This is a genomic window from Cellulomonas olei, assembly GCF_039548315.1.
GTDB lineage: Bacteria > Actinomycetota > Actinomycetes > Actinomycetales > Cellulomonadaceae > Cellulomonas.
Genome location: NZ_JBCLVN010000002.1, coordinates 68,192 through 83,210 on the forward strand (window position 1 = coordinate 68,192; position 15,019 = coordinate 83,210).

Consider the following 15,019-nt stretch of genomic DNA (forward strand, 5'->3'; position numbering starts at 1 on the left):
ACGTCAGCCCGTCACCAGGTCCGTCCACTCACGGACCCACGTCTCCCGGTTCGCCGCGATCTCGTCGAGCGGCACGGTGTACGGCTCGTCGGCCAGCGGCGCCCACTGCGCCCAGTCCTCCGGCAGGTCCACCGCCGAGCTCACCGGGTACATGTACATCGACCCGGGGATGTCGGCCTGCACCGCGTCCGACAGCAGCCAGTCCACCAGCCGGCGCGCGCCCTCGGGGTTCTGCGCGCCCGCGAGGACGCCGGCGTACTCGACCTGCCGGAAGCAGGTGCCGAGCAGCGCCCCGGTGGTCGGCTCGCCGCCGCCCTCGGGGATCGTCTCGGGCGGCGACGACGCGTACGACAGCGCGATCGGCCGGGAGCCGCCGCCGCCCCCGCCGGAGAAGTCGGTGTAGTACGCGTCCGACCAGCCCTCCGCGACCTTCAGGCCGTTCGCCGTGAGGTCACGCCAGTACTGCTGCCAGCCGTCCTCGCCGAACGCCCCGACGGTCGCCAGCAGGAACGCCAGCCCGGGGCTGGACGTCGCCGCGTTCGTCACGACGGTCAGGTCCCGGTACGCGGGGTCGGTCAGGTCCTCGAGCGTCGCCGGCTCCGGGACGTCCCGGTCGGCGAACCAGGCGTGGTCCACGTTGAGGCACACGTCGCCGAGGTCGACGGCGGTCAGCGACCCCGAGTCGTCGGGGGCGTACGGCTCCGCGTCGGCCGCGGCCGGCACCTGCGACGTGTAGGGCTCCAGCACGCCCTCGTCGATCGCCCGCGACGCGAACGTGTTGTCGATCCCGTAGACGACGTCGCCCAGCGGGGCGTCCTTGGTCAGGATGAGCTGGTTCACCAGCGCCCCGCCGTCACCGGGCGCGACCTGCGTGACGGTCAGCCCGGTGTCCGCCTCGAACTGCTCGAGCAGCCCGTCGCTGACGTGGAACGAGTCGTGGGTGACCAGCGTGACCGACCCGCCCGCCGTGCCGTCGCCGCCCGCGGACCCGCCGGACGGCGACCCGCCGGTGGCCGAGCAGGCCGTGAGGGCCAGGGCCGCGACCCCCAGGGCCGCGGTGTGCCGGATGGTCCGGCGTGCTGCGCGCGTGCGCGCCATGCGTCCTCCTCGATGTGCAACCGAGGGGGTCGCCGCGCGTCGTCCGCCCGCGCGCGCTGCCGCACCCGTGCCGACGACACGAGGCGACTGAGATCCCGACTCCCTACGCCGGTGCTAACCGGATCAGGTGCGAGGGTCTGCGGTTCCGTCCGCACTCTCAGCGTCGGTCGGGCGCCACCTCGCGGCGGCGGTCCGGGACGCTCCCCTGTCGTTCGGGGCCGACCCTACACCGCCGTCCCCGACGCCCCCTGCCGCCGCCCCCGCGCGACTGCGTGCGCCGGGGTGACCTGCGGTGCGGCACCCGCGGGGCTAGCGTGGGGCGCAGCACGCACGCGCCCGCACGACACCGCACCGACGCAGCAGGAGGAACCGTGGCCGACGAGGAGACCCAGTCCACGTTCGCGAAGATCACCGGCCTGGTGGTGGCGGGCGCGGTCGCGTGGCTCGCCGGGAAGGCCGTGGACGCCGCCTGGAAGGCCGCCGTCGGCCACAAGCCGCCGAAGCCGGAGGACGACGCCGACGACATCCGCATCGGCGAGGTGGTCGCGGCCTCCGTGATCACCGCCGGCGCCGTGACGCTGGCGCGGGTGTTCGCCACGCGCGGGACCAAGAAGTTCGTGCAGCGCGTCGACAGGAACCGGCACCTGCCGCACGCCTGACCAGGCACGGAGGTCCCCCTCCGGCCGACCTGCGCCCCGCTAGGCTCGAGCGTCCCGCTCGCCGACGAATGCGCAGGTCAGCCCGCCATGCCCGCGACGCCAGCCCGGCCCGCACGCCGCTGTGTCCAGACCGTCGACGACGTGCTCGACCTCATGGACCACCTGTTCGCCGAGCAGGCCGACCGGTGGTCGGACCGGGGCGGCGCGGACTTCTGGGACCGGTTCTACGCCGACCGCGGCCGGGGCGTGCCGTTCTTCCGCTGGGCCCCGGACGAGAGCCTGGTGGCGTGGCACGCCGACGGCCGGCTGCCCCTCGGTCCGGGCGCCCGGGTGCTGGAGCTCGGCTGCGGGCCCGGCCGCAACGCCGTCTGGCTCGCGCAGCAGGGCTGCACCGTCGACGCGCTCGACCTCTCGCAGGCGGCGCTGGACTGGGGACGGGAGCGGGCCGACGAGGCCGGCGTCGACGTCCGGTTCGCCCGCGCGGACGTCCTCACGTGGCAGCCGCCGGCGGAGCAGTACGACCTGGTCTACGACTCCGGCTGCTTCCACCACCTGCCGCCGCACCGCCGGCTGACGTACCGCGGGCTGCTGGAGCGGACGGTGCGCCCCGGCGGGCGGTTCGGCCTGGCCTGCTTCGCGACCGGGCACGACGGGCGCGGCGGCACCGAGGCGGACGACGCCGACCTGTACCGCGAGGGCGGGCTCGGCGGTGGGCTCGCCTACGGCACCGACGACCTGCGGCGCGCGTTCGGCTGGCTGGACGAGGTGGAGCTGCGCCGCATGCGGTCCGGCGACCCGGCGACGTTCGGCGAGGACTTCCTCTGGGCGGCGCTGTTCCGCCGGTGACGGCACACCGCCGGGGCGGGCACCGGAGGCCGGCGCCGGGGTCAGCCCCTGCGGCCGGACGCGCCCGGGGCGCCGTGCGCGTCGTCGTGGTCGTCGTCCTCGTCCCCGTCCTGCGTCCCCTCGCGCTCCGACGCGCGCTCCTGCGCCTCGGTGAGCTCGTCGACGACGAGCAGGTCGCGGCGCACCTTGCCCGTGCGGTAGCCCGCCCGCCCGACCAGGTGGGCCGCGACGGGCGCCGTGAGCATCTGGAACAGCGCCACCAGGATCAGCGCCCACACCGCGCCGCCGGACCGCAGCCGCAGCGACAGCCCGATCAGCACCAGCACCAGCCCGAGCACCTGCGGCTTGGTGCCGGCGTGCATCCGGGACAGCAGGTCGGGGAACCGCAGCACGCCGACGCCGGCCGCGAGCGCCAGCAGCGCACCGCCGATCAGGCAGACCGCCGCCACGACGTCCGCGACGGTGTCCGCGCTCATCGTCCGCTCCCCTGGCGCTCGTCGTCCGCGTGGTCCTCGTGCCCGTGCGCCGCCTCGTCGTGCACCACCTGCGCGTCCGCCTCCTGGGCACGGCGCCGGCGGCGCTGCTCCTCGGCCTCCTCCTCGGCGCGGATGCGCTCGGCCTCCTCCTGCGCGATCTCCTCGCGGCTGCGCACGCGCCCCTCGCCCTCGGGCTCCACGGACGCGAACCGCGAGATGGTCACCGAGCCGACGAACCCGACGAGGGACAGCACGACGAGCACGGGCACCACGTCGGTGCGCCGGTCGATCGACGCGTAGAGCGCGACGGCCGCGACCACGACGGTCACCACGATGTCGAGCGCGACCGTGCGGTCCAGCATCGACGGGCCGCGCTCCGCGCGGATCAGGGCCAGGGCGCCGGCGACGGTCAGCAGCGCGGCGCACAGCAGGTACACGACGGTCACGCGCCCACCTCCGTCCGGGGTGCCGGGCGCCGGGCCGTCCGGCGCGGGTGCGGGTCGAGGCCGGCGTCGCGCAGCTCGGAGTCCGACGCGAACGCCCGCAGCACGCGCTCCTCCTGGTCCAGCACCGCCTGCCGCGCCGCCTCCACGCCGCCGGACTGCTCGACGTCGAGCACGTGCAGGTACAGCATGCCGGTGAGCCGGTGCGCCTCCACGACGAGCGACCCCGGCACCAGCGAGCACAGCTCGGCCGTCATCGTGAGGTATAGGTCGGAGTGGCTGCGCAGCTGCACGCCGATCACCGCGCCGCGCGGCGTGTGCCGCGGGCGCAGCGCGAGCCACGACACCTCGACCGACGCGACCAGCAGGTCCCCGGCGAACCGCGCGACGAGGACGACCAGCCCCCACGGACGGAGCCGGCCGTGGAAGTCGATCGGGGTCATCCGCAGCGCGCCGGTCACGGCGACGGCCACGACGGCGCCGGCGAGGACGTTCGCGACGGTCAGGTCGCCCCACAGCAGCACCCAGACGACGACCAGCCAGAGCATCGTGGGCCACTGCGCGGCGAGCCGCCGCCGGCGCGGGTGCAGGCTCATCCGTCCGCCTCCGCCCGGGCGGCGTCCGCCGACTCGCCCTCACCCCGGCCGCCGTCGGGCAGCACGGACTGCACGTACACGTCGCGGTCGGCCAGCGCCGCGGCGGCCCGCTCGGCGTACCCGTACAGCGGGCCGGCGAACACCGTCAGCCCGAGGCCGAGCGCGACGAGGGCGGCCGCGGGGCCGACCATGCCCTTCGGGAGGGTGGCGTCGGGCAGGGGCTCCGGCGGCGTCTGCCAGAACGCCTTGTTCCACGCCTTGATGAGGGCGTAGAGCGTCAGCAGCGACGTCAGCACGCCCCCGACCACCAGCGCGAGCGCGAGCGGGCGGGCGTCCTGCACGCCGGCCTGCAGCAGCCCGACCTTCCCGAGGAACCCCGACAGCGGCGGGATGCCCCCCAGGTTCATCGCGGGGATGAAGAACAGCACCGCGAGCACGGGCGCGATCTTGGCGAGGCCGCCGAGCGACTCGAGCGACGTCGTGCCGCCGCGGCGCTCGATGAGCCCGGCCACCAGGAACAGGCCGGTCTGCACGGTGATGTGGTGGGCGACGTAGTAGATCGACGCGGCCCACCCCGCCTGCGACGACAGGGCGATCCCGAAGATCATGTAGCCGATGTGGCTGACGAGCGTGAACGACAGCAGACGCTTGAGGTCGTCCTGCGCGACGGCGCCGAGGATGCCCACGACCATCGTCGCGAGCGCCGCCCACAGCAGCACGTCGTCCATGCGGCCCTCGGGGAACAGCAGCGTCTGCGTGCGGATGATCGCGTAGACGCCGACCTTGGTGAGCAGGCCCGCGAACACGGCGGTGACGGGCGCCGGCGCGGTCGGGTAGGAGTCGGGCAGCCACGCGGACAGCGGGAAGATCGCCGCCTTGATGCCGAACGCGAGCAGCAGCAGCACCTGCAGCAGCAGCCGCACGTCCGGGTCGATCTCCGGGAGCCGCTCGGCGAGCTGGGCCAGGTTCACGGTGCCGGTCGCGGCGTAGGTCAGCGCGATGGCGATGAGGAACAGCAGCGACGACAGCAGCGCGACGACCACGTAGATGCTGCCCGCGCGGATCCGCTCGCCCGTGCCGCCCAGCGTGAGCAGCACGTACGAGGCGGCCAGCAGGATCTCGAAGCCGACGTAGATGTTGAACAGGTCGCCGGACAGGAACGCGTTCGCGACGCCGGCGGCCAGGATCAGGTAGGTCGGGTGGTAGATCGACACCGGCGCGGCCTCGTCGCCGTCGGCCTCACCCTGCGCCAGCGAGTACAGCTGGACGCACAGGGTGACCGCCGCGGAGACGGTGAGCATGAGCGCCGACAGCCGGTCCGCCACCAGGTCGATGCCGACCGGTGCCGCCCAGTTGCCGATGTCGACGACGAGCGGGCCGTCGTCGACGAGGACCAGCAGCGACGCGGCGGCCACCAGCACGATGCTGAGCGCGACGACGCTGATGATCCGCTGCGCCTGGGGCTTGCGGTAGAGCGCGAGCGCGAGGCCCGCGCCGAACAGCGGCACGACGACGGGCAGCGGGACCAGCCAGGTGTACTCCGTCACGCGCCCTCCCGCTGACCGGTGGCCGGCTCGGCGCCGGTGCCCGCGGGCACCGGACCGCCCTCGTCGGTCTCGTCGCGGGTCTCCGCGGCCTCCTCGTCGAGCGACGTGATGGTGTCCTCCGTGTCGGCGTCCTCGAACGCGCGCTCGTCCCGTGCCGCGAGCCGCGCGATGCGGCGGTCCTCGACGTCGTCCTGCACCTCGTCGTGCCGGTGCAGCTGCCACGACCGGTACGCCATCGCGAGCAGGAACGCCGTCATGCCCAGCGTGATGACGATCGCGGTCAGCACCATGGCCTGCGGCAGCGGGTCGCTCATGCGGCCCTCCGGCTCCAGGCCCACGATCGGCGGGCGGCCCGCGGCCCCGCCGGCCACCAGGAACAGCAGGTTCGCGCCGTTGCCGATGAGGATGATGCCGATGAGGACGCGGGACAGGCTGCGCTCGAGCAGCAGGTAGACGCCGGCGGTCACCAGCACGACGATCACCGCGACCAGCGCGAGGTTCGGGCTCATGTCGATCATCGCGACCCCCCGGGCGTCGTCGGTGCGGCGGGGCCGCCGGGGCCGCCTGAGCCGCCGGATCCGCCCGTGCCGTCCGGGCCGTGCGCGGCGGCGTGGCCCACGAGGCCCGCCGCGGCGGCGTCCACACGGATCTCCTCGCCCGGCTCGGCGTCCCCGCCGACCGGCTCGGCGTCGCCCTCGGCCTCGGCCTGCCGGTCGATCTCCGCCCCGAGCGAGCGCAGGATGTCGAGCACCAGCCCGACCACCACGAGGTACACGCCGACGTCGAAGAACAGCGACGTCACGAGCTTCACGTGGCCGAGCAGCGGCAGGTCCGCCTCGAGGATCCAGGACTGCAGCACCGTGCCGCCGAACACCAGCGCGCCGAGCCCGACGCCGGCGGACAGGAACAGCCCGCTGCCCAGCAGCAGGCCCGGCTGCACGGGCGCCGCCTCGCCGAGCTCGTACCGTCCCCCGGCCAGGTACCGGACGATCAGCGCGATGCCGGTCACCAGGCCCGCCGCGAACCCGCCGCCGGGCGCGTTGTGGCCGGAGAACAGCAGGTACAGCGAGTACACGATCATCGTGTGGAACAGCAGCCGGACCACGACCTCGAACACCACGGACCGGCGCCGCGGGGCGAGGGTCCGCCCGGCGCGCAGCCACTCGCGCGGCTGGTACGCGCTGCGGGCCTCGACCGGCCGGCGCACCACGGCGAGCGGGTCGTCGCCGCCGCCCCAGACCTGGCGCTGCTCGGGCGCCTCGCCGGCCCGGAAGATCGCGCCGGAGCGCCGCCGGAGGAACACCAGGGAGGCGACGCCGGTCGCGGCCACCAGGACGACCGAGATCTCGCCCATGGTGTCCCAGGCGCGGATGTCCACGAGCGTGACGTTGACGATGTTCTTGCCGCCGCCGTACGCGTAGGCCTCCTCGGCGAAGTCCACCGACACGGGCGGGTGCACGCGGGCGCCCGGCACGACGAGGGCCAGGCCGCCGACCGTGAGCCCCACGGACAGCGCGATCGCGAGCCGCACCCAGCGCGAGCCCACCAGCGGGCGGTCCGAGAAGTACGGCGGCAGCCGGCGCATCACCAGGACGAACACCACGAGGGTGACGGTCTCGACGAGCACCTGCGTGAGGGCGAGGTCCGGTGCGCCGTGCAGCAGGAACAGGGCCGCGACCCCGTAGCCCGAGACGCCCATGAGGATCACGGCCTTCAGGCGCCGGCGGGCGCGCGCCACGAGCACCGCCGCCACCGCCACGAACGCCCCGACGACGGCCTGCGCCGGGCGGTCCCACGGCCGGGTCTCGGCGGGGAGCCGCGTGTACGTCAGCAGCGGGACGCCCACGGCGACCACGAACACCACGAGGATCCCGCCCAGGTACACCGGCAGGGAGCCGCGCTGGGTCACGGCGGTGACGTCCGCGGCCACGTCGTCCAGGCGGCGCATGAACTTGCGGTAGACCCGGTCGGCCTCCGGCACGTGCGGCACCGCGGCCTGCGCCTGCTCGACGGGGCCGCGCACGACGAACAGCAGCACACCGGCCGCCAGCACGGCGACGGTGATGGCGAGCGTCGGCGTCAGGCCGCCCCACAGCAGCAGGTGGCCGGCCTCGCCCACCGGGTAGGCGTCCGCCTGCGGCGCGAGGAGCTGCTCCCCCAGGCCGGGCAGCAGCGCGACCGCGAGGCCGAGCACGGCCAGCACCATCGCCGGCCACACCAGCAGCAGGGACGGGCGGCCGACGGGGGCGGGCTCGGCGCGGTCGTCCTCCGGACCGGGCTCCGGGGACTCGCGCGGCACCGGCTCCTTGGCCGTCGCGTCCTTGGCCGCCGCGAGCTCGCGGACCGCGGCCGGGGACAGCACCGGCTTGGACCAGAACGCTCCCCACCACAACCGGATGCCGTACGCGACGGTCAGCGCGGAACCGACGGCGACGAGCACCAGGACCGCCGGGCCGAGCGGGTCGCCGTCGTGGCCGAGCGCCTCGAGGGCGGCCTCCTTGGCGACGTAGCCGGCGAACGGCGGGGCACCGATCATCGACAGGGTGGCCAGGGCGCCGGCCGTGGCGGTGATCGGCAGCGCCCGTCCCACCCCCGACAGCCGCCGCAGGTCGCGGGTGCCGGTCGCGGCGTCCACCACGCCGACCACGAGGAACAGCGCCGCCTTGAACATGGCGTGCGCCCCGATCATCGCGAGCCCCGCCAGGGCGGTCGCCCGGGTGCCGAAGCCGATGAGCAGGATGATGAGGCCGAGCTGGCTCACGGTGCCGAACGCCAGGATCAGCTTGAGGTCGTGCTGGCGCAGGGCGCGGTAGCCGCCGAGCAGCAGCGTCCCGCCGCCGAGCACGACCACCAGCCACCGCCAGGCGCTCAGCTCGGAGTACGCCGGCGCGAACCGGGCGACCAGGTACACGCCGGCCTTCACCATCGCCGCCGCGTGCAGGTACGCGCTGACCGGCGTCGGCGCGGCCATCGCGGCGGGCAGCCAGAAGTGCAGGGGGATCAGGGCGGACTTGCTCGCGGCTCCGACCAGCAGGCACACCACGCCGGCCGTGACCATGGCGCCGTGCGGCGGGTCGGCGAGGATCTCCGACAGGCGGTACGTGCCGGCCGCCTCGCCGAGCAGCACGACGCCGACCAGCATCGTCAGGCCGCCGGCCGTCGTGACGACGATGGCCTGCATGGCGGCGCGCCGGCTGGCCTTGCGCTCGTGGTAGTGCCCGATGAGCAGGTAGGAGAAGACCGTGGTCAGCTCCCAGAACACGAACAGCAGCAGCGTGTCGTCGGCCGTGACGAGGCCGAACATCGCGCCGGCGAACGCCACCAGCACGCCGCCGAACCGCCCGAGCCCGCTGGCGTGCTCCTTGAAGTAGGCCGAGCAGTAGATCAGCACGACCGCCCCGACGCCGCCGACCAGCAGCGTCATCAGCCACGACAGCGTGTCGAGGCGGAACGACAGCTCCAGCCCCAGCCCGGGGATCCACTCCACCCGCTGCGTGGGACCGCGACCGTCCACCACCTCGCCGGTCAGGGTCAGCGCCCACACGGTCACCGAGGCGGGCGCGAGCGCGAGCACCCAGAACGCCCTGCGGCCGATCCACGCCACCAGGGCAGGGGCGACCAGGGCAGCCAGCAGGTGCACCGCGAGGAGCTGCAGCACGTCCGCTCCGTCCTGTCGTGGGCGGGTGGTCGGTCGGTCGGTGACGCCGTCGTGGCCCGCGCCGGGGCGGCACGGACGGCGGTCGGCGGTCGTGTGGTGTTGTCAGCGGGCAGGTACAGGGACGCACGGCGACGCCACGCACGCAAGGGCGCAGGCGCCGACCGAGGTCGAGGGATTGCCACAACTGTATCAAGCGGTCACCACGCACCGCCCTGGATGTGCAGGACGCCACACTCCCGGGGGGACCTCGGGTCCGGGAGCGTCGCGACGGCGGGCGGCTAGCGTGTGCGCGTGGACGCGCTCCGGGTGACCTGCCTCGTCGTGGTGCTCGCGGCCACCGTCCTGGGCGTCGCGGTCTTCGCCCGCGGCGCCGTCCGGCTCACCCGCACGATCCGCTCGGGCCGCCCCGCGCCGGGGAGGCTGCGTCCCGCCGGGCGGCGGACCTGGCTGGTCGTGCGGGAGATGATCGGCCACGGGCGGTTCCAGCACCGACCGGTGGTGCGCGTCGCCCACTGGGCGGTGATGGTGTCGTTCCCGGTCCTGTTCCTCACGCTCGTCACCGGGTACGTGCAGGTGGTGGACCCGGGCTTCGTGCTGCCGGTGCTCGGCGGGTTCGCGCCCTGGTCGTGGGTCACCGAGGGCATCGCGTGGCTGTCGCTCGCGGGGATCCTCGCCCTGGTCGCCGTCCGCGTCCGCTCCACGCCGCGCGGCGCCCCGGCGACGCCCGCGCGGGCCGTCGCGGCCGCCGGGGCGGGCGTCGGCGACGGCAGCGGGCCCGCACCCACCGAGCCGGCGCGGCGGTCCCGGTTCTTCGGATCCCACACCGGGCAGGCCGCCGTCGTCGAGGCCACCGTGCTGCTGGTCGTGCTGGCCGTGCTGCTGCTGCGCGGCCTCGAGCACGAGCTCGCCGCGCGCGACGGCTCGGCCCTGGCGAGCGCCTGGCACTTCCCGACGACCGCGTGGATCGGCGACCTGTGGGCCGGGGCGTCGACCGGGGCGCTCGAGTCCGCCGTCGTGGTGTGCGCGACCGTCAAGATCCTCGTGTCGATGGCGTGGTTCGTCGTCGTGGGCCTGCAGCCCACGATGGGGGTCGCGTGGCACCGGTTCCTCGCCGTCGTCAACGTGTACGCGCGGCGCTCCCCCGACGGGGACGTCGCGCTCGGCCCGCTCGACCCGGTGCGCGTCGACGGGCGGGAGCTCGACGTCGCCACCCTCGAGGACCTGCCGGACGACGCCCGCCTCGGCGCGCGCGCCGTCGAGGACCTCACCTGGAAGCAGCTCCTCGACGTCACGACCTGCACCGAGTGCGGCCGCTGCCAGGAGCAGTGCCCCGCGTGGGCGACCGGCAAGCCGCTGTCCCCCAAGCTCCTGACGCTCGCGCTGCGCGACCACGCCGCCGCCACCGCCCCGTACCTGCGTGCCGCCCGCGCCGGCGCCGACGTCGAGCCCGGGCACGTCGACGTCGACCTCGTCGCGTCGGGCGTCATCGACGCCGACGCCCTGTGGGCGTGCACCACCTGCGGCGCGTGCGTCCAGCAGTGCCCGGTCGACATCGAGCACGTCGACACGATCGTCGACATCCGCCGCTACCAGACGCTCATGGAGTCGGCGTTCCCCGCCGAGCTCGGCGGGACGTTCACGAAGATGGAGCGCCGGGGCAACCCGTGGGGGCTGCCCGCGCGCCAGCGGCTCGACTGGGCGAAGAACCTGCCGTTCGACGTCCCCGTGGTCGGCGCCGACGTCGGGTCCGCCGCGGACGTCGACTACCTGTTCTGGGTCGGCTGCGCCGGCGCGTACGAGGAGAAGGCCAGGCGCACCACCCGCGCCGTGGCCGAGCTGCTCCACACCGCCGGCGTGACGTTCGCCGTGCTCGGCGACGGCGAGGGCTGCACCGGCGACCCCGCCCGCCGAGCCGGCAACGAGGTGCTCTACCAGATGCTCGCCGCCGCGAACGTCGAGACGCTCGGCGCCGCCGGCGCCCGCACGGTCGTCGTCACCTGCGCCCACTGCTTCAACACCCTGTCCCGGGAGTACCCGCAGCTCGGCGGGCACTACGACGTCGTGCACCACACCGAGCTGCTCGACCGGCTCGTCGCCGAGGGCCGCCTGACGCCCGTCGACCCGGGCGACGGCCCGCAGCGCGTGACCTACCACGACCCCTGCTACCTCGGCCGGCACAACGACGTCTACGAGCCGCCGCGCGAGCTGCTCGCCGCACTGCCGGGCGTCGAGGCCGTCGAGATGCCCCGGACGCGTGAGCGCTCGTTCTGCTGCGGCGCCGGCGGGGCGCGCATGTGGATGGAGGAGTCGATCGGTACCCGCATCGGCACGGCCCGCGCCGCCGAGGCCGTCGCCACCGGCGCGGACGTCATCGCGACGGCCTGCCCGTACTGCACGGTGATGCTGACCGACGGGGTGGCGGCGACGACCGCCCCGGCGGCGAGCGGCCCGGCAGCCACCGGCTCGGCGGCCACCGGCCCGGCCGCGTCCGAGGCCTTCGCGAGCGTCGGCGCGGCGAGCGGTGCGCCCCTCGACCGCGCGGCGGTCGGCGTCCCGGAGGTCACCGACATCGCCCTGCTGCTGCTCGACCGCGTCCGCGCCGGTGCCGTCGGAGGCTCCGAACGCTGACGGAGACCCCGGCGCGCCGTCGGAGGTGTCCGCGGTGACCTCCGATCCCGCGCGCACCCCTCCCTCGCCGTTGGGAGCCTCCGAACGGGCCCGGCCTGGCCCGGTGGAGCGCGGCAGGGGCGGGGCCCGCGGCGGGTCAGGGCACGGACGGCCTTCTCGGGCACGGACGAAGGACTCTGCCGGGCGGCGTGCCGCCACGGGAGGGTGGCGGCGACGGGCGCGCGCCACCCCGCCCGTCCGCGCCGGCCACCGCACGCCGGCCCCGGCACCGCGACGGGGGGTCCGTGTCCACCGAGCCACGTCCGGTCGGCGCCGCGCACCGGAGCCCCGCGCCGGCGCCCGCCAGGACCCGCGCCCGGCCCGCGCGCCCGCTGCCGGCGTTCACCGCGGCGACGGCCGGCGCCGGGCTGCTGCTCGCGGCGGCCGCCGGCCTGGGGGTGCCGCGGCTCGACGCCGGGGTGGCGGCGGTCCTGCTGACGGCCACCGCTGCGGTCGCCGGCGTCGCCTGCCTGGTGACGGGCGTCCTCGCCCTGCGGCGCGCGCTGGGCCGGTGGGCGCTGGTGGCCGCCCCGCTGTGGCTGGTCGTGCTGCTCGCGGCGGCCGGGTGCCTGGCCGTGGCGCTCGCGGCCACCCACCCGCCCCACCCGGCGGCGCAGCGCCCACCGCGAGAGGCCGAGACCGTGACGATGACCGCGGCGGACGGCGTGGTGCTGGCGGGCTGGTACCTGCCGTCCACCAGCGGCGCGGCGGTCGTCCTGCGGCACGGCTCCGGGTCGACCAGCGCCGCCGTCGTCGCGCACGCGCAGGCGCTGCACGCCGCCGGCTACGGCGTGCTGGCGACGGACGCCCGCGGGCACGGCGCCAGCGGAGGCCGGGGCATGGACCTGGGGTGGTCCGGCGAGCTCGACATCCGCGCCGCCGTGGACCTGCTGGTGCACCGGCCCGACGTCGACCCCGGCCGCATCGGCGTCGTCGGCCTGTCGATGGGCGGGGAGGAGTCACTCGGCGCCGCCGGCGAGGACGCGCGGATCCGCGCGGTGGTCGCCGAGGGCGCGACCGGCCGGACCCGCGGGGACAAGACGTGGCTCGCCGACGAGTACGGCCTCGCCGGCCGGGCGCAGGGCGTGCTCGACGCGGTCACCTACGGTCTGGTGGACGTGCTGACGCCGGGCGCGCCGCCGCGGACGCTGGCGGAGTCCGTGCGCCGCGCCGACGGCACACCCGTGCTGCTGCTCGCCGCGGGCACCGAGCCGGACGAGCAGTCCGTGGCCGGGCGGCTCGCGGCCACGGCACCGGAGCGGGTCGAGGTGTGGACGGTCGACGGCGCGCCGCACACGGGCGCCCTGGCGGCGGACCCGGCCGGGTGGCGCGAGCACGTCGTCGGCTTCCTGGACAGGGCGCTGGCGGCACCCGGCTGACCGGGGAACCGCTGACGGCGGGCCCGGAGCCGGGCGGTGTCAGGCCGTCGCGCGGCGCAGTGCCACGAACGAGACGGCTGCGGCGCCGACCGCCACGAGCGCCCCGACGGCGGCGGCGTGCTGCGTGCCCGCGTCGAACGCCAGCCGGGCGGACTCCAGCAGGGCACCGGCCGCGTCCGGGCCGAGCCCGTCCGCCACGCCGACCGCGCCGCCGAGCGTCTCCCCGGCGGCGTGCGCCTGGTCCGCGGTCAGACCGTCCGGCACCGCGACGCGGGCCCGGTACGTCGCGTTGAGCACCGAGCCCAGCAGGGCCACGCCCAGGGTGGTGCCGAGCTCGTAGGCGGTCTCGGAGATCGCGGACGCCGCACCGGCCTTCTCCGGCGGCACCGCCGTCGTGATCTGGTCGTTCGTGAGGGTCTCCGCGAGCCCGACGCCGGTCCCCATGATCACGAAGGTCACGCCGACGGTGACCGGGGTGGGGACGTCCCCGACGAGGGTCAGCACGCCGTACCCGGCGGCGGCGAGCAGGAACGACGACCCGATCAGCGTCGACGGGCGCACGTGCCGCACCAGGCGGACCGCCAGGAGGCCGGCGGCCACGGACGCCGCGAGACCCGGCACCAGCACGAGACCGGCGTCCATCGGGCTCAGCCCCGCGGCGAGCTGCAGGAACTGCGACACCACGACGAGCAGCCCGGAGAACCCGAGCACGGACAGCAGGTTGGCCGCGACCGCGCCGGAGAACGCCGGCCGGGTGAACAGGCGGACGTCGAGCATGGGTGACGCGAGCCGGCGCTGTCGGTGCACGAACGCCGCGCCCGCCGCGAGGCCGACGACCGCACCCGCGACGGTGCCCGCCGTGACCCCGTGCTCCCCGACCGCGATGATCGCGTGCACCAGCGGCAGCATGGTGGCGAGCGACAGCACGACGCTCCACGGGTCGAGCGGCCCGGGCGCCGGGTCCTTCGACTCCGGCACCAGCAGCAGCGCCAACGGCAGCAGGAGCAGCAGCACCGGCACGTTCAGCAGGAACACCGAGCCCCACCAGAAGTGGCTCAGCAGCGCACCGCCGACGACCGGTCCCAGAGCCGCCCCGCCGGCGAACCCGGACGCCCACACCGCGATCGCGAGGCGGCGCTGCGCCCGGTCCAGGAACACGTTCCGGATGAGCGAGAGCGTGGACGGCATCAGCGTCGCGCCGAACACGCCGAGCAGCGCCCGCGACGCGATCAGCATCTGCGGGGAGGTCGACCACGCCGCGAGCAGGGACACCGCCGCGAAGCCGGTCGCCCCGACGAGCAGCAGCCGGCGCCGGCCGATGCGGTCCCCGAGGGAGCCCATCGGCACGAGCAGGCCGGCGAGCATGAGCGGGTACGCGTCCACGATCCACAGCAGCTGCGAGCCGGACGCGCCGAGCGCCGCGGTGATCGAGGGCAGCGCGAACGACAGCACCGTGTTGTCCACGGAGATCAGCAGCACGGGCAGCATGAGGACCGCGAGCACGGCCCACGGCCGGACCGGCCGGCCGCGGTGCAGCAGGACGGACGCGGTGTCGGGGACAGCCGTCGAGGGACGGGCTGCGGGACGGGTGGCGGGACGGCCGGTGGCGGCCGGGGCGGACATGGCAGAGACCTCGTTCGGTGGGCGGAC

The 15,019-nt window shown here is 75.6% G+C and carries 12 protein-coding genes and 1 riboswitch; of the genes, 4 read left to right on the top strand and 8 right to left on the bottom strand.

Translation table 11 applies throughout. From position 1 onward, the window contains the following. Nucleotides 1-3 precede the first annotated feature (3 nt). Nucleotides 4-1,098 carry a thiamine ABC transporter substrate-binding protein gene (locus AAHH18_RS01145; RefSeq protein WP_343300261.1) on the bottom strand — a complete coding sequence of 365 codons (1,095 nt, stop codon included), beginning with the start codon at nt 1,096-1,098 and terminating at the stop codon, nt 4-6. Nucleotides 1,099-1,181: 83 nt separating this feature from the next. Beyond that, a riboswitch (TPP riboswitch) is annotated at nt 1,182-1,315 on the bottom strand. Between the two features lie 154 nt (nt 1,316-1,469). Here AAHH18_RS01145 and AAHH18_RS01150 point away from each other — a divergent pair. Together AAHH18_RS01150 and AAHH18_RS01155 are read left to right on the top strand one after the other, a co-directional pair. Continuing rightward, nucleotides 1,470-1,757, top strand: a complete 288-nt coding sequence (locus AAHH18_RS01150; RefSeq protein ID WP_283318888.1) for a DUF4235 domain-containing protein — start codon at nt 1,470-1,472, stop codon at nt 1,755-1,757. A gap of 87 nt (nt 1,758-1,844) precedes the next feature. Continuing rightward, nucleotides 1,845-2,603 carry an SAM-dependent methyltransferase gene (locus tag AAHH18_RS01155; RefSeq protein WP_343300262.1) on the top strand — a complete coding sequence of 253 codons (759 nt, stop codon included), beginning with the start codon at nt 1,845-1,847 and terminating at the stop codon, nt 2,601-2,603. 41 nt (nt 2,604-2,644) lie between these two features. Here the strand turns inward: AAHH18_RS01155 and mnhG are convergent, their stop codons facing one another. Genes mnhG through AAHH18_RS01185 form a run of 6 tightly spaced genes read right to left on the bottom strand, consistent with a single transcriptional unit; the run spans nt 2,645 to nt 9,323 of the window. After that, nucleotides 2,645-3,079: a monovalent cation/H(+) antiporter subunit G gene (mnhG, locus tag AAHH18_RS01160; RefSeq protein ID WP_283318886.1), complete on the bottom strand. Its 435-nt coding sequence runs from the start codon at nt 3,077-3,079 to the stop codon at nt 2,645-2,647. Then, nucleotides 3,076-3,525: a monovalent cation/H+ antiporter complex subunit F gene (locus AAHH18_RS01165; RefSeq protein WP_283318885.1), complete on the bottom strand. Its 450-nt coding sequence runs from the start codon at nt 3,523-3,525 to the stop codon at nt 3,076-3,078. The genes mnhG and AAHH18_RS01165 overlap by 4 nt, the downstream gene beginning before the upstream one ends. Then, nucleotides 3,522-4,118, bottom strand: a complete 597-nt coding sequence (locus AAHH18_RS01170; RefSeq protein ID WP_343300263.1) for a Na+/H+ antiporter subunit E — start codon at nt 4,116-4,118, stop codon at nt 3,522-3,524. The genes AAHH18_RS01165 and AAHH18_RS01170 overlap by 4 nt, the downstream gene beginning before the upstream one ends. Continuing rightward, complete coding sequence (locus AAHH18_RS01175; protein ID WP_283318883.1) at nt 4,115-5,665, bottom strand: Na+/H+ antiporter subunit D; 1,551 nt, start codon at nt 5,663-5,665, stop codon at nt 4,115-4,117. Before AAHH18_RS01175 ends, AAHH18_RS01170 begins: the two co-directional genes overlap by 4 nt. Beyond that, nucleotides 5,662-6,183 carry a Na(+)/H(+) antiporter subunit C gene (locus AAHH18_RS01180; protein ID WP_283318882.1) on the bottom strand — a complete coding sequence of 174 codons (522 nt, stop codon included), beginning with the start codon at nt 6,181-6,183 and terminating at the stop codon, nt 5,662-5,664. The genes AAHH18_RS01175 and AAHH18_RS01180 overlap by 4 nt, the downstream gene beginning before the upstream one ends. After that, on the bottom strand, nt 6,180-9,323 hold the full coding sequence (locus tag AAHH18_RS01185) for a Na+/H+ antiporter subunit A (protein ID WP_343300264.1): 3,144 nt from the start codon (nt 9,321-9,323) through the stop codon (nt 6,180-6,182). The genes AAHH18_RS01180 and AAHH18_RS01185 overlap by 4 nt, the downstream gene beginning before the upstream one ends. Before the next feature lie 291 nt (nt 9,324-9,614). On the opposite strand from AAHH18_RS01185, the gene AAHH18_RS01190 reads away from it, so the two are divergent. Both AAHH18_RS01190 and AAHH18_RS01195 read left to right on the top strand, forming a co-directional pair. Then, the gene (locus AAHH18_RS01190; RefSeq protein WP_343300265.1) at nt 9,615-11,951 is read left to right on the top strand and encodes a (Fe-S)-binding protein; all 2,337 of its coding nucleotides are present in this window, start codon (nt 9,615-9,617) and stop codon (nt 11,949-11,951) included. Between the two features lie 284 nt (nt 11,952-12,235). After that, complete coding sequence (locus AAHH18_RS01195; protein WP_343300266.1) at nt 12,236-13,369, top strand: alpha/beta hydrolase; 1,134 nt, start codon at nt 12,236-12,238, stop codon at nt 13,367-13,369. Between the two features lie 39 nt (nt 13,370-13,408). Here the strand turns inward: AAHH18_RS01195 and AAHH18_RS01200 are convergent, their stop codons facing one another. Continuing rightward, nucleotides 13,409-14,992 carry an MFS transporter gene (locus AAHH18_RS01200; protein ID WP_343300267.1) on the bottom strand — a complete coding sequence of 528 codons (1,584 nt, stop codon included), beginning with the start codon at nt 14,990-14,992 and terminating at the stop codon, nt 13,409-13,411. Nucleotides 14,993-15,019 lie beyond the last annotated feature (27 nt).

Bases quoted from the DNA above. Each gene is read 5' to 3' on its own strand.
- AAHH18_RS01180 (WP_283318882.1), bottom strand. From the start codon at position 6,183: ATGATCGACATGAGCCCGAACCTCGCGCTGGTCGCGGTGATCGTCGTG.
- AAHH18_RS01170 (WP_343300263.1), bottom strand. From the start codon at position 4,118: ATGAGCCTGCACCCGCGCCGGCGGCGGCTCGCCGCGCAGTGGCCCACG.
- AAHH18_RS01200 (WP_343300267.1), bottom strand. From the start codon at position 14,992: ATGTCCGCCCCGGCCGCCACCGGCCGTCCCGCCACCCGTCCCGCAGCC.
- AAHH18_RS01155 (WP_343300262.1), top strand. From the start codon at position 1,845: ATGCCCGCGACGCCAGCCCGGCCCGCACGCCGCTGTGTCCAGACCGTC.
- AAHH18_RS01145 (WP_343300261.1), bottom strand. From the start codon at position 1,098: ATGGCGCGCACGCGCGCAGCACGCCGGACCATCCGGCACACCGCGGCC.
- mnhG (WP_283318886.1), bottom strand. From the start codon at position 3,079: ATGAGCGCGGACACCGTCGCGGACGTCGTGGCGGCGGTCTGCCTGATC.